This window comes from Sphingobium sp. TB-6, assembly GCF_012927365.1.
Taxonomy (GTDB): Bacteria; Pseudomonadota; Alphaproteobacteria; order Sphingomonadales; family Sphingomonadaceae; genus Sphingobium.
Map to the genome: position 1 here is coordinate 82,826 of NZ_JABBGL010000015.1, position 18,737 is coordinate 101,562.

Below are 18,737 nucleotides of genomic sequence, written 5' to 3' on the forward strand. Positions count from 1 at the left end.
GGTGGACGCAGGGGAAAGCGTCCGAATCAACCGGCACGGGGGCGTGACGAATGGGGGGCGGTAAGGGCAGGGCGATCGGCAGATCCTTGGGCGGCATGGCATTGGGTGTCATGCTGCTAGGGGTGCTGTTGCTGTGCGGCTTGCCCGGCGGCGGATCGGGAGCGGCGGATGCGGCTCCGGCGGCCAGAACCTATGTCGGCGTCGCCTCTTGCGCCGGATCGACCTGCCATGGACGGATGGAGGGCGACGGCAAGGTCGTGCGTCAGGACGAGCTGATGCGCTGGCAGGAGCCTTCGACGCCGGGCGGCGCGCATAGCCGGGCCTTCGCGGTGCTGAACGGCGCCCGCGGGCAGCAGATTGCAGCGACTTTGGGGCTGGGCGATGCGGCTTCGGCGCCTGCCTGCCTGGGTTGCCATTCCACTCCGGCGGGGGCTCGCGGGGCACGTTTTCTGACGCAGGATGGCGTCGGTTGCGAAGCCTGCCATGGCGCGGCGAGCGGCTGGATCGCCTCGCATTATGCCGTCGGGGCGAGCCATGCCGCCAATGTCGCGGCGGGCATGACGCCGCTCGACCGGCCGCAGGCGCGCGCATCGGTCTGCCTCGACTGCCATTTCGGCAGCGCGCGGGACGGGCAGTTCGTCACCCACCGGATCATGGCGGCGGGGCATCCGCGCATTTCCTTCGAATTGGACCTCTTCTCCTCGATGCAGGCGCATCATGACGAGGATGCCGACTATGCGCAGCGCAAGGGGCGGACGGATAGTCTGAAGCTCTGGGCCGTGGGGCAGGCCATGGCGGTGGAGCGGGCGCTGACCCTTTATGCCGGGAGCAAGGGGACGGAGGGGGCTTTCCCCGAATTTTATTTCTTCGACTGCCAGAGCTGCCACCGCCGCATCTATGACCAGGCGGAACGCAGCAAGACTTGGGAAGCCAATCCGGGGCGGCCGATCCCGGCGGGCATGCCGCCCTTCAATGACGAGAATATGATCCTGCTGTCGGCGGCGGCGCGGGTGGCCGCGCCGGGGCTGGCGGGGCGCTTCGATGCCGACAGCCGGGCGTTCCATGCGGCGATCGCAAGGGATCGGCCTGCGGCGATCGCGGCGGCGGGCAAGCTTGCGCAAAGCGCTCGCGCATTGGCCGACGGTTTTGCGGCGGGCGGGATGCAGGGCGGCATGGCCTTTGCCATCGTGCGCGAGATAGCGGGGAGCGCGATATCGCCCCGCTTCACGGACTATGAAGGATCGGTGCAGGCGGTGATGGCGGTCGACACGCTACTCAACAGTCTCGTGAAATCCGGGCGCGTGACCATAGGGGCGGCGGCGGGCATCCGGGCGGACATCAATCGCGCTTATGCGGCGGTCAAGGAGCCGAACGGCTATCGGCCCGGCGATTTCCGTTCCGCCTTGGGCAGCGCGGCGCGCAGCATCGGAGCGCTCCAGTGAGAGGAAGACACCACCGGCTGAGCGCGCTGACGGTCAGTGCAGCGCTGATCCTGTCCTCCTGCGGCGGCGGGGGAGGGAGCAGCGGCGGCACGCCGACGCCCAGCCCGACGCCGACACCCACCCCGACCAGCCTTTATACGGCGCCTGCGCAGGAATCGCTGACGGTCGCAGATGTCGAAACGGTCGTCGCCCACGCCGTGGCGGAGGCCCGCGCGCGGAATCTACCCGCCGTCATCGCGGTCACGGACCGGGTGGGCAATGTGCTGGCCATATTCCGCATGACTGGCGCGCGGGCGAACGCGATCACCAGCGCCGCGCCCAATGGCGACAATATCGACGCCCAGAACCTGACCGTCCCGGCCGAGGCCGGCGCCATCGCCAAGGCGATTACCGGCGCCTATCTGTCGAGCGGCGGCAACGCCTTTTCGACGCGCACGGCGAGTATGATCGTGCAGCAACATTTCCCGCCTGCGCCGACCACGGCGGGGCTGGAGAGCGGGCCGTTGTTCGGCGTGCAGTTCAGCCAGTTACCCTGTTCCGACCTGGCGGCGCGCTTCGTTTCATCGGGCGCGACGGCAATGATCGGGCCGAAGCGTTCGCCCCTGGGGCTGGCGGCTGATCCGGGCGGTTTTCCGCTTTACAAGAACGGCGTGGTGGTGGGCGGCATCGGCGTGATGGCGGATGGAGTCTATGGTTCCGACACCAACGTCCTCGACGATGACAATGATCCCGAGGAATATATTGCGCTCGCCGGGACGCTTGGTTTTGAGGCGCCCGAGGGCATTCGCGCCAATCGCATCACCGTGGACGGCACGTCGCTGCGCTATTCCGATGCGGTCTATTCTGGTCTGATCGCGACGGGTCCGGTGAGCTTTGCCGCCATCAACGGCAGCGGGGGGGCGCTGGTCGCGGTGCGCGGCTATTATGGCGATCCGGCGCCGATGATCCTGGCGGGGGTCGCTTATGGCACCGAAGCATCGGGCGTACGGCGGGCGCGAACCGCCGAATTTTCCAAATCCGACGCCTTCGTCCTGACTGACGGATCGGGCAATGACCGTTTTCCGATCCGCGCCGCGACCGATGCGGGCGATGTGGCGCAGCCGCTGACGGCGGCGGAAGCGACCGCGATCCTCGAAGAAGCCTTCACCATCATGAGCCGGGCGCGGGCGCAGATTCGACAGCCGTTAGACAGCCGGGCGCAGGTGACGATCAGCCTGGTCGACACGCGGGGTCAGACATTGGGCATCGTCCGCTCGCCGGACGCGCCGATCTTCGGCACGGATGTGAGCTTGCAGAAGGCGCGGACGGCGGCCTTCTTCTCCGGCTCCCATACTGCATCCGATCTGCTGGCGAGCAGCAGCGCCGATGTTGCGGCTTTCGTAGGCAAGGCCAGGACTTTCCTCAACGATCCTTCGGCTCTGACCGGGCGTCATGCGTTCAGCGACCGGGCAAATGGCAATCTGTCGCGGCCCTATTTCCCGGATGGAGAGGTGGGGCGACCCAATGGCCCCTTCTCGCGACCCATCGCGCAGTTCAATCCCTTCTCCACCGGATTGCAATCGGCGCTGGTGGTGGGCGATCTCGCCGCGCATCTCGCCTATGTGACCGGCGCCAGCGCGGCGGATACGCCGCAGCGTTGCTCGGCGGTGCCGACTGTCTCCAATCAGAACCGGGTGCAGAACGGCATTCAGATCTTCCCTGGTTCCGTGCCCATCTATCGCAGCAATATGTTGGTTGGCGCGATCGGCGTGTCGGGTGACGGCATCGATCAGGACGACATGATCAGCTTCCTCGGGCTCAACAATGCCGGGGCGCGCGTGGGTGGGATCGGCAATGCGCCGGCCGCGATCCGGTCCGACCAGATCGTCGTCGACCTGGGCAATGCGACGGTGCGGCTGCGCTATGTGAGCTGCCCCTTTGCGCCTTTCCTCGACAGTTCGTCGCAAAATGTCTGCGCGGGGCTGTAGGCGATGGGTCTGGTTTCACTCCTGCCGCTGTTCGCACTGGTCCAACCGGGCGAGCCGGTTCCGCCGCCTCCGCCGGAAAACTGGCAGCAGATATTGGACGCCGACCAGCAATCCATAGAGGGCCGCCGCCGTCCCGGCTATGAAGCGCCGCTGCCGGACGCCGTGACCCAGGACAATAAGGGCGCCGTCCGCGCGCCCCCGCCCGAAGCATTTCCGACCGACCAGGTGCCGATCCCGGATCGCTGGCGCTTGATCGAGAGCCTAGGCGTGGTGAAGGAGCGCTGGTTCGATCCCTATGGCCAGAACACGCTGAAGGGCGACCGGCCCATCGACCGCGAGAAGGTCAAATGGCTGCCGATCAAGGGCGAGGATTGGTTCTTCGTCGCCAATGCGGTGAGCGACACGGTGCTGGAGCCGCGCACCTTCCCGATCCCGGTCGGCGTGCAGACGACCGAGCGGCCCGGCAGCCTCGACGTCTTCGGCAAGGATGCGAGCGTCGTGCTGAGCCAGACTTTCATCGGCGGCGTGGCGCTGATCAAAGGAGCGACCGCGTTCAAGCCGCCGGAGATCGAATATCGGCTGACGCTGGCGCTCAACGTCAATCATGTGAATGTGCCCGAACGGCGCGTGCTGTTCGTCGAGCCGTCCAAGCCCTCGCACCGCACCGACCATTTTCTGGGCGTGCAGGAAGCCTTTGTCGACTATCACCTCGCCAACACGTCGGACCGCTATGATTTCCGGTCGGTGCGGGTGGGTATCCAGCCGTTTCAGTCGGATTTTCGTGGTTTCCTGTTCAACGACCAGCAGCTTGGCATCCGGCTGTTCGGCAACCGCGACAATAACCGCTTCCAGTTCAATCTGGCGGCCTTTTGGCGGCTGGAGAAGGATACCAATAGCGGGTTGAATTCGGTCGTGCAGTCGCCGCGTAACGATTGGGTGTTTATCGCCAATCTCTATCGGCAGGATTTTCTGGTTCCCGGCCTCACCAGCCAGATTACGGCCGTCTACAATATGAACCGCGAAAAGCGGGACGTGGAGATAGACGATAACGGCTTTCCGGTGCGCCCGGCGCTTCTTGGCGACTTGCGGGGGCGGGAATATGATGTCGTCTATCTTGGCTATAATGCCGATGGGCGGGTCGGACGGATGAACCTGACGGCGTCCCTCTATGGCGCGCTGGGGGAGGATCGGAACAGCTTCTTCACGTCGAAACCCGCGCAGATCCGCGCTTTCTTCGCCGCGGCGGAAGCGAGTTACGACAAGGACTGGATGCGGCTTCGCCTGTCGGGTCTCTATGCCAGCGGCGATGGCAACCCTCATGATAATCGCGAGAACGGGTTCGATGCGATTTTCGAGAATCCGGTCTTTGCGGGCGCCGATACAAGCTATTGGATCAGGCAGTCCATTCCCTTTGCCGGGGGCGGGCGGGTGATCGGCATCAACGGGCGCAACGGCATTTTGAACTCGCTGCGTTCATCCAAGGAGCAGGGGCAGTCGAACTTCAACAATCCCGGCACGATGCTGTTGGGCGCGGGGGCGGATTTCGACCTGATACCGCAACTGCGCCTGTCGGCCAATGCCAATCATCTCTGGTTCCAGAATACCGCCACGCTTCAGGCGCTGCGCAACGAAGGCAGTATAGCCAAGTCGATCGGCTGGGATTTGTCGACGGCGGCGATCTGGCGACCGCATGCAACCCAGAATATCGTCTTTCGCCTGTCGGGCGCGACTTTGCTGCCGGGGGCAGGATTTCGTGACCTCTTCACCAATAGCGAGCGCAACCGGAATTATTATTCGGTGCTTGCCAATTTGATTTTGAGCTATTGATGCGCGCGCTCTTCAACACTCTTTCGTCATTCCCGCGAAGGCGGGAATCCATCTCCGTCGATGCGTCTAGGCGAAAGGCTGTGAGATGGATTCCCGCCTTCGCGGGAATGACGATCTTGGGCGTCGGCATTTTGGTGCTAGCGGCGTTGCTGTTGCCCGTCGCCATCCTCCACGCCTCCGACGCGGAAAAGCCCGTCGAGCGCCATTACACCCCCGCACCGCCCGCGCCGATGAGCCAGACCGCCGATCAGGTCGCGGCCAAATCGGACGGCTGTTATAGCTGCCACACCAAGACCGACGAGCCGTCCATGCACGCCACCCCGGCGGTGATGCTGGGCTGCACCGACTGCCACGGCGGCAATGCGGCAGTGCGCGGCGATCCAGCGTTGGGTTTCGAAGACCCCGCCTATGTCGCAGCGCGGGAGAAGGCGCATGTCCTGCCGCGCTATCCCAAAAGCTGGCACTATCCCTCCTCAGCCAATCCGCAGCGGACCTATACGCTGCTCAACCGGGAGGCGCCCGAGTTCGTCCGCTTCGTCAACCCCAGTGACTATCGCGTCGCGCGGGACGCCTGCGGTTCCTGCCATATGCAGGTTATCGAAGCGGCGGAGCGCTCGCTGATGGCGTCGGGCGCGATGCTGTGGGGTGGGGCGGCCTATAATAACGGCATCGTTCCCTACAAGAACTACATCTTCGGGGAAGCCTATACCAAGGACGGCAAGCCCGCGAAGATCGTCTCGCCCGGCAGCCCGCCCGGCACGCTGACCGCCGAGCAGAAGACACGCGGCGCGTTGGCCGAGCTTTATCCACTGCCGCAATGGCAGGTGGTGCCTCCAGGCGACGTCTTCCGCGTGTTCGAACGCGGCGGGCGCAATATCGGCACGCAGTTCCCGGAAATCGGCCTGCCCAATCCAACCGGCTCCATCCAGCGGCTGGAGGAGCCGGGCCGCCCCGACCTCAAGCAATCGAGCCGTGGCCCCGGCACGGGCCTGCGCGTCGCGATCCCGGTGCTGAACCTGCACAAGACCCGCCTCAACGATCCCTATATGTGGTTCATGGGCACCAACGATCAGCCGGGCGACTATCGCCATTCGGGCTGCTCGGGCTGTCATGTCGTCTATGCCAATGACCGCGAGCCGCGCCACAGCCTGATCTATGCCCAATATGGCCGTGACGGGCAGACCGCCACGGTCGATCCCACCATCGCGAACAAAGTCAGCCATGGCGGGTTGAAAGGCTCCCATGGCGAAACGATCGAGCCCGATCACTCTGTCGGCGCCGTCAAGGAAAGCGGTCATCCGATCCGCCACGCATTCACCCGCGCGATCCCGACCGCGCAGTGCATGAACTGCCACATGCATCAGCCCAATATCTTCCTGAACAGCTATCTGGGCTATACTATGTGGGACTATGAGTCCGACGCGCCGCTGATGTGGCCGGAAAAGCAGAAATATCCCACCGCCGCTGAAGTTCACCAGACTTTGGAACGCAATCCCGAAGGGGCGGGACCGCGCGGCAAATGGTCGGACCTGGATTTCCTGCGCAATGTCTATGATCTGAACGACAAGGCCAAGGATACGCAGTTCGCTGACTATCACGGCCATGGCTGGAACTTCCGCGGCGTCTTCAAGCGGGATCGCGAGGGCAATCTGCTCGACGCCGACGGCAAGGTCGTCTCGCCCGATGATCCGGAAAAGTGGCGCAAAAAGGGGGAGGGCAAGTTCGTCCAGCCCGGCGCCAACCCCGGCAAGGCCGTGCACCTGATGGACATCCACGCCGAAAAGGGTCTGCAATGCGCAGACTGCCATTTCGCGCAGGATAGCCACGGCAATGGCTTCATCTATGGCGAGGTGGCGAATGCGATCGAGATCGGCTGCAAGGACTGCCATGGGACGGCGGATGCCTATCCGACCCTGCTGACATCCGGTCCGGCGGCGCCGCCCAAGGGCACGAACCTGGCGCTGCTCCGCAATCCGGATGGCAAGCGGCGTTTCGAATGGTATTTCGACGCCAGCGGCCGGCAGCGGCTGATCCAGCGGTCGATTGTCGACCCGAAGCTGGAATGGGAAGTCAGCCTGGTGAAGGATTCGGTCGATCCGGCCAATCCGCACTTCAACGCCAAGGCGGCGCGGGCCAAGCTGATGAGCCGGTCGGGCGCGGAGGATGGCAGCTTTGCCTTCGGTCCCGGCGTCGCGAAGGAAGATCGCGCCCATGGCGACGACAATATGGCCTGCTTCACCTGCCATTTGAGCTGGACGACCAGTTGCGGCGGCTGTCACTTGCCGATCGAGGCGAACTGGAAGACGACGCTCCACCATTATGACGGGGAGGAGACGCGCAACTTCGCGACCTATAACCCGCAGGTCGCGCGCGACGAGATGTTCCAACTCGGCAAGCATATGACCACCAAGGGCAATGAAACCGCCCCGGTCCGGTCGACATCGGCGCTGATCTTGTCCTCCACCAATATCAACCGGGAGCGCATCTATATCCAGCAGCCGCCGGTGTCCGGCATCGGCTTTTCGTCTCAGGCGTTCGCGCCCCATTTCCCGCATACGGTGCGCCGGACCGAGACGAAGACCTGTTCCGACTGCCATTTGTCGGCAAAGGATGACAATAACGCGATCATGTCGCAGTTGTTGTTGCTTGGCACCAATTTCGTGAACTTCGTGGGGCTGAATGCCTGGACGGGCCTGGAAGGCGGGTTCGAGGCGATCCGCGTCACCGAATGGGATGAGCCGCAGGCGGTGATCGGCAGTTATCTCCAGAAATATGCCTATCCCGACTATTGGAAACTGCATGTCGAGCAGAACAAGCGCGAACTCAAGAATTGGGTGCGCGGAAAGTTCTTCGACAAAAAGGCTTCGGGTGAAACGCATGCTGTGGAAGAATTCCGCAATGTCGTGAAGGGCACGGCGGATCGCGTCGGCTGCCTGCAACTGCGCGGCGAATATATGTATGTGGCGGAGGGGAAGGGCGGTTTCCGCGTCTATGACGTGGCGTCCATCGCCAACAAGGGTTTTTCCGAGCCGATAGTGAGCGGGCCGTTCTCGAAGCTCGGCCATAATACGGGCGTCTCTTCGAAAAACGCGACCTGCATGGCGCTGGCCACGAACCAGCCGATCAATCCGCTCCGCAACACCAAGGAACTACGCGAGATCAACCAGGAGCAGCCGTTCCTGCCGATCTACAGCTATGCGGCGGTGACGGACAGTATCGAGGGTCTGATCATGGTCAATATCGAGACCATGGCCGATGGCGAGTTCCGCAACAATTTCCTGAAGCGGGCCGTCACCTGGAATCCCAATGGCGTGCTGAACGGCGCGCGGCATATCCAGTTGGCGGGACAGATCGCCTATATCACCGCCAATGCCGGGCTGGTGGTCGTGGACCTTAGCGATCCGTTGCATCCGCGCCTTGCCGCCGTGCGTCCGTTGAAGGATGCGCGGGCGAGCGCGATCCAGTTCCGTTACCTGTGGGTCACGGATGCGGAGGGCCTTAAGCTGTTCGATGTTACGCGCCTCACTGATCCGGTGGCGGTGCCTTCCGCGACTGTGCCGCTGGCCGATGCGCGGCGCATCTATCTGGCCCGCACCTATGCCTATGTCGCGGCGAAGGCGGAGGGGTTGGCGATCATCAATATCACCAACCCGCTGCGGCCGTCCGTCTATGCCAAGGAGACGTTCGGCGGGCAGATGACCGATGTGGAGGATGTGATCGTCGGCACGACCAATGCGTCGCTGTTCGCCTATGTCGCGGATGGGCGCAACGGGATGAAGGTGATCCAGCTCACCAGCCCGGCGAGTCAGCCCAATTTCTACGGCTTCTCGCCCGCGCCCAAGCCGGAACTGATCGCCTGGGCGCGGACGCCTTCACCGGCGCTGGCCTTGTCGAAAGGGCTGGATCGGGATCGAGCGGTGGATGAAACGGGCGGACAGATGGCGGTGTTCGGACGGCTCGGCTCACGGCCCTTCACCCGGCCGGAGATGGAACGGCTGTTCCTGACGTCCAAGGGGATTCCCTACAAGGTCAGTGACGAAGTGGATATGAAGGGATGGCGCCCGCCCCTGAAGACGCCGATGCGGTAAGATCCCGGATTCTGTCGCCCGGATGACCTAAAATTCATTGGCGTTGCGCATTGATCCAGCCCAGATCTGCCTGACGTTCAAAGGGTCGTCCGATGGAACTCGAAGTCAGTGCCGAAGCCAAGGACAAGACACTCAACCGTCGGGTGGCGATGACTGTCGTCATCCTCTCGGTCGCCATGGGCCTGTGCAACATCAAGGACGGCAATATCGTTCAGGCCATGCAGCAGGCCAAGGCTGACTCTGTCGACCGCTGGAGCGAATATCAGGCGACCAGAACCAAATGGCATATCGCCAGGACGGCGCAGTCCGAAATTGCCCTGATCGCCGATGGAAAAACTTCCCCCATGGCCGTGACGACGCTGGCTTCACTTCAGGGAGAGATTGTCAAATATCAGGCGGCGGCGCCGCTTCTTGCCCGGCAGGCGCAGCAATTTTCGGATTGTTATGACGCGCTCAATGTGCATGACGATCAGTTTGATGCGAGCGATGCGCTGATATCGACCGCGATTTCGATCGCCGCGGTTGCCGCGTTGGCGGAAAGTTCAGGCGCGCTGATCGCGGCATGGCTGTTCGGCGCGATGGGGCTTTTCATGGGCCTGTGCGGCTTTGCGGGCTGGGCCTTCCACCCCGATATCCTCAGCAACCTCCTCGGTTAGCACGGGCGGACCGTTCAAGACGGTCGTTCGTCGATCAGCGTTCGCACCAGCGGTTGCATGGCCGCATCGAATTTGGCGAGCATCACATGATCGTCCGCCGTTTCGAAATGGGTGATAAGGCCATGGTCGGTCCAGCGATGCAGCGCATAGGCGGGCGGGTCCGCGACGATCATCGGGCGGTTGTCGGGTGCATCGGGGTCCATGGGCCGCATATCGAGCGCGAGTTGCGGCGCGGTCGATGAGCAGATGGCGATGGTCGTGCCGTTCCACGGTGCGGTGATGGCGCGGTGAATATGACCGCAAATGATCGCCTGAATATTGGCCCGGCCCGCGACAGTCGCCGCGAAGCGCTGAACCCAGGGTTCTTCGGGATGGGTGTTCATCCAGTCGATGCCGACCTCGACCGGAGGATGGTGCATGACGATCAGCGTGGGCGTGGCGGCATCCTCGTCCAGCCGGGCGGCGAGCCACGCCGCGCGGCGCTCGCAAAAGGCGCCGCCGTGGCGATCTGGCTCCAGCGTGTCGAGCATGATGATCCGCCGTCCCTCCAGCGGGATCACATAATGGACGAAGCCGTCTTCCTGCGGAATGTGCGGGAAATGCTGGGCGAAATTGGCCCGGCCGTCATGATTGCCCATACAAGGCCAGACCGGAAAATCGCACTGGCTGAAGGCATTGGCAAGGCGGCGATAGCTGTCGGCGTCTCCCCGATCGGTCAGGTCGCCGGTCGCCAGCAGCAGGTCGGGCCGGTTCGGGCCGTCGTTCAAGGCCCGAAGCACCTGGTCCAGCCGCTTGCGGTTGAATTCCGCGGGGTTGTCGGGATCGAACCCCAGATGGATGTCCGTGACCTGCGCGATCAGCATGGCCTTTGCTCCCCCTTTATATTTCGCGGTCCGTTCCTGGAGCACGTTGTGGACTGAGGCGGTCGAGTTCCTTCGGCCTGTCTGCCCCATCCCTTTTAACCGAGCGGTCGGCGGGCATCCATGGGGCGCCGTCACCGACATGATAGCTATGGCACATGGCGCATCCCGACGGCACGTCCGCCTTTGCCTTTTCCCCGCCATGGCAGGTGCGGCAGCTATCGATGCCCGGCAGCAGCAATTGTTTGGCGTCATGCGATTTCGGCGCGGCGTGGCAGCTTTCGCATTTTTCCGTGCGGTGCGCGGCATGGTCGAACCAGCCGTTCATCATATAGCGCATCGGCTGATGCACCGGCAGAACCTGCCAGTTCGCATTGCCGTCCGCGCCGGGCGGCGTGACCGTATGACAGTCATAGCAGGCGCCGCCCTTGGAGAAGACCGCGCGAACGGCATCGTCGGCGCGCGAAGGCCGGGCCGCCATCGCGCCGAAATAGGCATGGTAGATCTGGCCCTGCGCATAGTTGCCGGGCCGCCGCCGGGCCATGCCGCCCAGGGCGATGGGTTGGGCCGGGCCGGTCGAGCGGTAATAGGCGCGCAGGTCCGCGATCACCTGATCGGGCCGGCCGTGGCGCAGCGTACGCACCGTGCCGCCGATCGTCTCGAACGCGAGGCTGTGACACATCTGGCAATCGCGCTCCATATTGACCGGCAGGAAGCGGACGCCATCGGCGGTCGGCTTGTGGCAATCCTTGCACGCGAGCGTGTCACCGAAACCATATTGCGTCTTCATCGTCCGCGCCATTTTGGCGACGCCGCCGGTCGCGGACAAATGCATGTCGTGCGGGAATTTGAGGCCGCTATCGTCCATGGGCTTGCCGTCGAGCGAGGCGTAGGAGAAGCGGGGATGCCTGCCCGGCACAGTCTGGACCAGGGCCGAGAATTGCGGATGGCTGGTGCCGAAATCAGCGGCGTTGCCGAGTTTGGTGTCCTTCAGGCGATCCTTCAATGTGCCGTGGCAGTCGGTGCAGAAGGCTTGCGGGGCGGGCTGCATCGGGCCTGCGCCTTCATGTTCGCGGTGGCAGTCGACGCAGGCGCCCTCGGGCGGCTTGCCGAAAGCGGATGCGACTCCTGCCAGCAATTTGCCGCCAAGGCCCGGTTCGGCCCGCGCCATGGCGATGCGGGCGGCTGGCGCGTGGTCGTGCACGTCCTTGTGGCAGGTCTGGCAGGCAGAATCGCGGACCGAGACGAAAGCCTTCTGATGGCAGGTTTCGCAGCGGCCTTCGAGCGCATGGTGCGCCTGACTGAGCGGACCCGACGACCAGGCCTTGTCGCCCACCATCTTGTAGATGTTGCGCGTGTCGTTCGCCGGGCGGCCGGCATAGCTCCAGATCGGGATAGCGAGAAAGCCGATCAGGATCGCCAACGCCATGCCCCAGGCCGTCAACCGCTTGCCCGGCAGCAGGCCGCGCAAGGAGAAAACCTTGGTCTCCTCCTTTTCCTCCGAAGCCTCCGACACGGCGTCGACACGGCGGATAGAGAGGATGGTCGCGCCATCCTCCCCCTGTGACACGGTGATGCGATGGCCGCCGAAGCGTAGTTCCGCGCCGTTGGCGGGGTGGATTTCGGCCCGCAGGACGGTTCGGCCTTCAAGGTCGAAGCCCAGCGTGCCGATAGCCCGGACGCGGATGGTGCGTTCGTCGACCTGCTCTATCCGGGCATGGTCCGGCTCCAGCGCGAGGTCGGGGAGGTGGATGTCATTCTCCGCCGCGCGGCCCAGCGAAAGCTGGAGCTTGGGCAAGGTGGCGGCGCGGACGATTTCGCGGCCATCGGCGGTGAGGCTGATCTGACGGACTAGGAAGCTCATTTCATGCTCACCAGTAGAAGAAGACGCTGACGATATGCGCGGTCAGCGCGGCCAGCAGGGCAAAGGTGGCGGGCACATGGACGTAGAGCCAGATTTCCAGCAGCGCTTTCAATCTCAGATGCCGCCGCAGCCGCGCCAGCATCGCCTGCTTGCGTTCCAGCAGGGCGTCAATGCGTTCCAGCGGATCGTTGCCGGTGTCGGGCTTGTCCCCGGTCCAATAACGTAACGCCGCCTGTGCCCTGGCCGTGGCGCAGCGGGGGTAACGGCCAGACAGGCGGGCGATCAGGCTGCCGCCGAACGGATCCTGCTCCAGCGACTGGCGCACCAGGGCGGCCTTGTCGTGGGGCAGGGGCTGGGCGGCATCGTGCAGTTGCCGGTCGATGGCGCGCACGGCGTCCAGCATCTGCACCTGGGTCATTTCGGCGCGATTGTTGCTGAGCGCGGCGGGCAGGGTCGCATAGACGGTGATGCCGAACAAACCGGAAAAAATCACCAGCATCATCAGAACATAGGCCAGCGTATGGACATTCCATCCGAGCTGGAACCCCGTGTGCAGCGTGGCGATGACGATCAGGCTGATGCCGAGATAGACATGGGCGGAGGTCCAGGCCTTGAGCGACCAGCGGCCCCGCGTCATCGCCCGCTTGCGCAAGCCGAGCAGCGTCAGCCACAGGATCAGCAGCACGCCGATCGTGCCCATGGTATAGCCGTACCAACTGCCGCCATTATGATGCGGGGTGACATCCACCAGCATATAGCTGACGATCGACAGCAGGCAGATCAGCGTGGCGATCTTCAGCCAGCGGAAACCGGCATGGCGCAGGAAGCCGTCGTGCAGCACTTCGCCCTTGGCACGGCGGGTACGGACAGGCGCGCGAGTGGCCATCAGCGGGCCTCCTCATCGAGGCGGGCGACGGTCAGGAAATCTTCTGGCGCGACGCGGATCGCGGCGCCGGTGGGGCAGGCGCGCACGCAGGCGGGGCCGCCGTCAATTCCGGAACACATATCGCATTTGATCGCTTTTTTGGGCTTCTCGACGCCGGGTTCAGCGTTCTTGTACCGCCATTTCTTGGAGGGTTCGCCAGGGCCCGGACCTGCACCCAGGAACATCCAGCTCAGCAGTCCCGGCTTCTTGGGCGGCACGCTGTCCATGCGGATCACGCCATAGGGGCAGTTGCGCTGGCAATTGCCGCAGCCGATGCAGGTGTCGTCGATGAAAACCTCGCCGTCCGGGCCGCGATGGATGGCGTTGGGCGGGCAGTCGGCCATACAGTGCGGATGCTCGCAATGGCGGCAGCTCGTCGGGACATGCAGATGGGCATAGGTGCGGCCCGCCTCCCGGTCGAGGCGGGAGAGGCCGTCATGGCTGTCGGCACAGGCCTTTTCGCAATTGTCGCAGCCGACGCACAGATGCTCGTCGATCAGCAGCACGTCGGTTGCTTCGCCAATGCCATTGTCGATCAGGAATTTCGCCGTCTCCGAATACATGTCGACAACGGTGGAGAAACTGTCCTTGCGGCTTTCGATGAACGCATTGACGTCCTGCCGGGAGGCCATGTCGCGGCGAGCGCGCTCCAGCAAAGCGGGTTTGGCCGCCATCAGCCGGGCGAAGGCGTCGCCTTGCAGCTTGATGACTTCGGACTTGACGGTCGCCTTGACCGTGGCGGTGCGCGGGCCGCCAGTGATCAGCGCCATTTCGCCCACATAGCTGCCGGCGGGAAGGTAGGACAGGAAGACATTCTTCCCGCCGATCTTCTTCTCCACGATCATGGAGCCGACGCGAATCACATAGATGTCGTTGCCCAGGTCGCCTTCGGTGATGACATGCTCGCCCGCCTTGACCGTCTGGATTTCCGCCGTGTCGAGAACTTCGCTAAGGTCCGCCGGAGTCAGGCCCGCGCCGAAGAGTTGCAGCAATTGCCGTTCGGTGGAGATGCGGGTGATGGCGCGCTTGGCCGGCGGGTTGGAGGACATGAGCTTCAGCGCCGCCGTGCGCGACACTTCCACCATGATCGAATCCGCGCCCGCGCGCACCGTCGCGCCACGGCGGCGGCCGGAGATCAGGCCGACCTCCCCGAAGATCGAGCCCCGGTCGATGGGGACGTCGAGGGTAGGGCTGACCTCCACCAGCGCCTGGCCCTGCGCCACGCCGAAGAGGGACGAACCGGAATCATATCGCTCGAAGATCAGATCGCCCTTGCGATAGGCGCGCACTTCGCTGTCGAGCATGAACTCGCGCATCTGGAGCGGCGAGAGACCTTCCAGGATAGAGACGTTGCTGCGGAGGAACTCCAGCCACTCCGCTACGCTCTTCTTTTCCGGCAGGCCTGCGAATTTGGCCGCCAGGATCGGTTCGTCGGCAGGTTTCAGATCCCGATTGCCATTGATGAACTCGACGACGTCATAGCCCTGGTTCATGCAATGCTTGATCAGCGGATAGCCCGCCAGCGCGCCGATGACGAAGATGCCGGGGGCGGTGCTTTCGAAGACCGGCGACAGCTTGGGAAAGGCCAGCCGGTCGCCGCTGGTGAATTCGATGCCGCAGCTTTCCACGAAGGCGCGGGGCGGGGCGGAGCCCATGCGCGCAATGATGCGGTCGCATTTCAGCTTCACCTCGCCGTCGCGGCTGTCGAGCGTGATGAACCCCGGCTCGATCTTGGCGGTCGTCGCCTCCGTCATGATGGAGAGGCGGCCCGTTTCGGCGGCGGTAATCAGCGCCTTGACGTTCGCCGCCTTGGCGCTGGCGAATTCGGTCGAGCGGTTGAGGATGGTGACGGCATTGCCCTGCGCCTCGTCGGCGGCGAGGCCGAGGGCGTTTTCAATGCCCGCATCGCCGGTACCGACGACGAAAATATGCTCGTCATTATAAGCGGCTGGATCGTCCAGTTGATATTGGACATGAGGCAGATCAGCGCCGGGCACGCGCATCAGATTGGGGTTGCCCTGCGTGCCGATCGCCATGATCACAGCGTCGGCTATGACCTCCCGGCCGTCGCTCAGCGTCAGGCGATAGGGCGGGGCGAGGCGCTGCATTTCCTTGGTATCGGTCGTGCCGTCACGCTTGCGCTCGACGATCTTCTGGATGCTGCCGGGGATGGGATCGCCCGTGCCGGTGATCGCCTTCACCTCCGCCTGATAGGCGACGTTGACGCCCTGTTCGGCCGCCTGCGCATTCCAGCGGTCGAGAATCGATTCGCGCTTTCCTGCCTCGAAATCGCAGTCGGAACGGAGCACGAGCTGGCTGGGCGTGGCCATCACATGCTTGCCCTTCTGATATTTGAAGATGGTGTCGGACAGATGGTCCGTCTTCTCTATCAGCAGGTGGGAAAGCCCCAGTTGCGCGGCGCGCGCAGCCGCACTCAGCCCCGCCGGCCCCGATCCGACGATCGCGATACGCACGCGGTCAGTCAATGATTATCCCCCAAAATACCCCTGTGCTCCGGATCTTACCGGATGCCTGTCCCGGACGGCACTCTATCATTTCCGCAGCGTCACGCTAGAGAGGATCGGCGGAGATCGGTCGGGGAGTGAAAGAATAATGGGTTGGAGTTGGGGGCGTGTCGTGTTGATGGGCGCTGTTGGCATTGCCGCCGTGTCGATCGGCTATAATATGACGCACAGGCCCGACGAGACGAAAGCGCCCGCTGCTCCTTCACCGCTGACGGGCGATCAGGCGAACGATCCGGAAGCGGTCATTCGTGCGCTTCAGGACCGGGTCGGCGCCAATCCCAACGACGCCGAAGGCTGGCAGAGGCTGGGCTGGGCCTATTTCGAAGGTGGACGCCATGCCGATGCGCTGCGCGCCTATCGCCATGCGACGAAGCTGGTGCCGGGCAATGCGACCTTCTGGTCATCGCTGGGCGAAGCCGCGGTGATGGCGAGCGAGCATGATCCTATGCCCAAGGAGGCTTCCGACGCTTTCGACAAGGCGATCGCGCTTGACCCGAAGGAGCCGCGGGCGCGCTATTTCCTGGCGGTGCGCAGGGATCTGGCCAAGGATCATGAAGGCGCGATCCGCGACTGGCTGGCGCTGCTGCGCGATACGCCGCCGGGCGCGCCGTGGGAGGCCGATCTGCGCAGGACCATCGAGCAGGTGGGGAAGATCAACAAGATCGACGTTGCCGAGCGGCTGGCGGCAGTAAAGCCTGTCGCACCGCACCCGCCAATGAGTGATGGCATGTCGGTCGCGGCGGCGGCGATTCCGGGGCCGAGCCGGGAGCAGATGCAGGCGGCGGCGCAGCTTCCCAAAGGGCAGCAGGATGCGATGGTCGAGGGGATGGTGACGAGTCTGGAAGCCAAGCTGAAGGCGAATCCGGGCAACGTCGACGGCTGGATCATGCTGATGCGCAGCCGCATGACATTGGGCGAAACGGCAAAGGCAGGTACAGCTTATCAGGATGCCAAGGCGGCCAATCCGGCGCAAGCGGGGCGGATCAGGGATGAGGCGCGGATTTTGGGCGTGCCAGGGGCTTGAAGTGCGTTTGCCGTTGAGCGCTTCCGTGCTTCTGGGAAGGCACAGGAGCGAAACGAGCAGTTCGCGAATGTCATTTGCGACACTTTACCGGTTCGCGCTAAAGTGTCACGAGTGAATCTTTGCAGGATAGGGCTCCACTGACTGGAATCAGCGGCGCCTCTTGCTTCAACCATTCGGCTGGTCCTTCACCACCTTGCCGGGCGTGAACATCAGCTTCTTCGATGCTGGGACTTGGAAAACCGTTCAGCGACACTTTCTGGCCTTTGGCATATGCTTCCTCTGTTAGAGTGCGATGCGTAGGACAGAAAATGGCTGGCCGGAAAACGGCATTTGCCCCGAAAACCCTCGCTCCGGCTCGGTAAAGTGTCATCCGTGCTTTTTGTTAGAAGCGGCTGCAAAGGGGGATTCACAGGGACTCAGCATGTGCTAGATTCCTGATATGTTCTATCAACCCGATCTTTTCGAGCAACCGCAGATGCCACCGGCGGCGGCGCCAGCGATGGCGGCGGCCGAACTCCCCGAGCTGGTCGAGCGGATTTCGGTCGTGTCGAAGCGTCCTCGCTATGCATTGTTGGTTCTCAAGCTGATCGCCCAGGAAGCGGGCAACAATGGCAGCGTTGGACCTTATATCCGGAGCGCGAAGGGGAGGGTGCCTGTCCGTGACTGGCTTTGCCAGGCGCTGGCGCCGCTGGCGCACCGGGATTGCCGGCGTCGCGCGATGATCGAAGCCGTCCGCTCTGGACTGGTGTCGAATGCGGACAGTGCAGACGATCCGGAAGAAATGGAACGGCGGCTTGAAGCGGAAGTCCAGTCGCGGATCCTACGGTCCGGTCGAACCAATGTGAGCAGGGTTGTCTCGGATCTGGTCCGCGCTGGACTCCTTCGCCGTCATTATCAGGGCTACCGGATCGACCATCTCAATCGTGGTGCGCAGCGAGAGGCGGTTTATACGATCACGCCCGAGGTCAAGCGGGCACTCCAACGCCATTAACTGACGTTGGAGTGGATTTTGTTGTGGAAATCTCATTGGCAAGCGCTTCAGCCGTGCGCTAGATGAGGCCGGTGATCACCCCCAGGCCGCCGGTATTGGAGACACGGACGCGAGTTCGGCTAGGTGCATGCCGCCCTGAATGAACGGCGTGTCGATGGCGACGAGTTTGAGGAATCTGGTCGGCGACACGCCCCACCCTGGATGGCAAAATCTATCCGGCCTTGAGAATGGCGATTTGCGAGGCGTCCGGTTAAGGCGATCAACCACCTTGTCCGATAGGAGCCCGATGTACCCAGGGCGCCACCAACCGATAAATGTACCGCCGCTCGTCCAAACCCAGATGCTGACAGCCGTTCATCGCGTGCCTTCCTGGAAAGGGGATCAAACCCCTATAAATACTAGGATTTCGTATTTCGATCTAAATCCACCGCCAGGCATCCGTGTTCCTGCCGGTTAGAGAAGACACTTTCTGTCCCCGATAGAAATGACACTCTTGAGGACAGCAGGGGCTGCGCGGAGCCATCGGCCTAGCGCAGCGCAGACCCTGCTGAGAGCGTAACATGGAGGG

Annotated in this window: 11 protein-coding genes; 7 read left to right on the top strand and 4 right to left on the bottom strand. The window is 63.4% G+C overall.

Annotated elements, in window-relative coordinates; genetic code table 11:
- Positions 1-50: 50 nt before the first annotated feature.
- The 5 genes from HHL26_RS18105 to HHL26_RS18125 all read left to right on the top strand — a co-directional run bounded on the left by HHL26_RS18105 (position 51) and on the right by HHL26_RS18125 (position 9,980).
- Entirely contained in the window at positions 51-1,442 is a 1,392-nt protein-coding gene (locus HHL26_RS18105) for a multiheme c-type cytochrome (RefSeq protein ID WP_066562488.1), read from the top strand.
- Complete coding sequence (locus HHL26_RS18110; protein WP_066562487.1) at positions 1,439-3,409, top strand: heme-binding protein; 1,971 nt, start codon at positions 1,439-1,441, stop codon at positions 3,407-3,409. Before HHL26_RS18105 ends, HHL26_RS18110 begins: the two co-directional genes overlap by 4 nt.
- Positions 3,410-3,412: 3 nt before the next feature.
- On the top strand, positions 3,413-5,236 hold the full coding sequence (locus HHL26_RS18115; protein WP_169576389.1) for a hypothetical protein: 1,824 nt from the start codon (positions 3,413-3,415) through the stop codon (positions 5,234-5,236).
- Between the two features lie 107 nt (positions 5,237-5,343).
- Positions 5,344-9,324, top strand: coding sequence for a multiheme c-type cytochrome (locus HHL26_RS18120; protein WP_169576405.1), 3,981 nt, complete (start codon positions 5,344-5,346; stop codon positions 9,322-9,324).
- 92 nt (positions 9,325-9,416) lie between these two features.
- Positions 9,417-9,980, top strand: a complete 564-nt coding sequence (locus tag HHL26_RS18125) for a DUF4337 domain-containing protein (protein WP_169576391.1) — start codon at positions 9,417-9,419, stop codon at positions 9,978-9,980.
- 14 nt (positions 9,981-9,994) lie between these two features.
- On the opposite strand, the gene HHL26_RS18130 is transcribed toward HHL26_RS18125, so the two are convergent.
- The 4 genes from HHL26_RS18130 to HHL26_RS18145 are packed head-to-tail and all read right to left on the bottom strand — an operon-like array spanning position 9,995 to position 16,115.
- A complete protein-coding gene (locus tag HHL26_RS18130) occupies positions 9,995-10,843 on the bottom strand; it encodes a phosphodiesterase (RefSeq protein WP_066562481.1) in 849 nt (282 codons plus the stop codon).
- Positions 10,844-10,859: 16 nt separating this feature from the next.
- Entirely contained in the window at positions 10,860-12,704 is a 1,845-nt protein-coding gene (locus HHL26_RS18135; protein ID WP_169576393.1) for a cytochrome c3 family protein, read from the bottom strand.
- A gap of 7 nt (positions 12,705-12,711) precedes the next feature.
- On the bottom strand, positions 12,712-13,590 hold the full coding sequence (locus HHL26_RS18140; protein ID WP_169576395.1) for a hypothetical protein: 879 nt from the start codon (positions 13,588-13,590) through the stop codon (positions 12,712-12,714).
- Complete coding sequence (locus HHL26_RS18145; RefSeq protein WP_206377520.1) at positions 13,590-16,115, bottom strand: cyclic nucleotide-binding domain-containing protein; 2,526 nt, start codon at positions 16,113-16,115, stop codon at positions 13,590-13,592. Before HHL26_RS18145 ends, HHL26_RS18140 begins: the two co-directional genes overlap by 1 nt.
- Positions 16,116-16,242: 127 nt before the next feature.
- On the opposite strand from HHL26_RS18145, the gene HHL26_RS18150 reads away from it, so the two are divergent.
- Together HHL26_RS18150 and HHL26_RS18155 are read left to right on the top strand one after the other, a co-directional pair.
- Positions 16,243-17,178: a tetratricopeptide repeat protein gene (locus tag HHL26_RS18150; RefSeq protein WP_240962499.1), complete on the top strand. Its 936-nt coding sequence runs from the start codon at positions 16,243-16,245 to the stop codon at positions 17,176-17,178.
- Between the two features lie 439 nt (positions 17,179-17,617).
- Positions 17,618-18,169 (top strand): hypothetical protein, encoded by a 552-nt coding sequence (locus tag HHL26_RS18155; RefSeq protein WP_169576397.1) that lies wholly within the window; start codon positions 17,618-17,620, stop codon positions 18,167-18,169.
- Positions 18,170-18,737 lie beyond the last annotated feature (568 nt).

Bases quoted from the DNA above. Each gene is read 5' to 3' on its own strand.
- HHL26_RS18120 (WP_169576405.1), top strand. From the start codon at position 5,344: ATGACGATCTTGGGCGTCGGCATTTTGGTGCTAGCGGCGTTGCTGTTG.
- HHL26_RS18105 (WP_066562488.1), top strand. From the start codon at position 51: ATGGGGGGCGGTAAGGGCAGGGCGATCGGCAGATCCTTGGGCGGCATG.
- HHL26_RS18140 (WP_169576395.1), bottom strand. From the start codon at position 13,590: ATGGCCACTCGCGCGCCTGTCCGTACCCGCCGTGCCAAGGGCGAAGTG.
- HHL26_RS18135 (WP_169576393.1), bottom strand. From the start codon at position 12,704: ATGAGCTTCCTAGTCCGTCAGATCAGCCTCACCGCCGATGGCCGCGAA.
- HHL26_RS18155 (WP_169576397.1), top strand. From the start codon at position 17,618: ATGTTCTATCAACCCGATCTTTTCGAGCAACCGCAGATGCCACCGGCG.
- HHL26_RS18150 (WP_240962499.1), top strand. From the start codon at position 16,243: ATGGGTTGGAGTTGGGGGCGTGTCGTGTTGATGGGCGCTGTTGGCATT.
- HHL26_RS18115 (WP_169576389.1), top strand. From the start codon at position 3,413: ATGGGTCTGGTTTCACTCCTGCCGCTGTTCGCACTGGTCCAACCGGGC.
- HHL26_RS18130 (WP_066562481.1), bottom strand. From the start codon at position 10,843: ATGCTGATCGCGCAGGTCACGGACATCCATCTGGGGTTCGATCCCGAC.
- HHL26_RS18125 (WP_169576391.1), top strand. From the start codon at position 9,417: ATGGAACTCGAAGTCAGTGCCGAAGCCAAGGACAAGACACTCAACCGT.